The organism is Pseudomonas sp. SIMBA_068, assembly GCF_046534705.1.
Taxonomy (GTDB): domain Bacteria; phylum Pseudomonadota; class Gammaproteobacteria; order Pseudomonadales; family Pseudomonadaceae; genus Aquipseudomonas; species Aquipseudomonas putida.
Map to the genome: position 1 here is coordinate 1 of NZ_JAWRYI010000314.1, position 289 is coordinate 289.

The following is a 289-nucleotide window of genomic DNA, read 5'->3' on the forward strand; positions in this document are numbered from 1 at the left end:
GGTAAGCCAGGGTTTATTCCGGGTGACTGGATCAAACCGGGCGCCATCGTCATCGACGTGGGCATTAACCGGCTGGAGAGCGGCAAAGTGGTGGGCGATGTTGATTTTGACAGTGCATCCGAGCGCGCCTCCTACATTACCCCGGTGCCGGGCGGTGTGGGCCCAATGACAGTAGCAACACTGATTCAAAACACGCTGCAGGCGTGCGAAGAGTTTCATGATAAAGAGGTGGTTTAAATGACAAGTTTTTCACTGGGTAAATTCCCGCACGTCGATCTGTGTGACCTGC

The 289-nt window shown here is 54.3% G+C and carries 1 pseudogene; it reads left to right on the plus strand.

The annotated features are described in order from the left end of the window. Positions 1 to 237, plus strand: a pseudogene (locus SB756_RS29330) (bifunctional methylenetetrahydrofolate dehydrogenase/methenyltetrahydrofolate cyclohydrolase); the annotation flags it as partial. Positions 238 to 289: the final 52 nt, after the last annotated feature.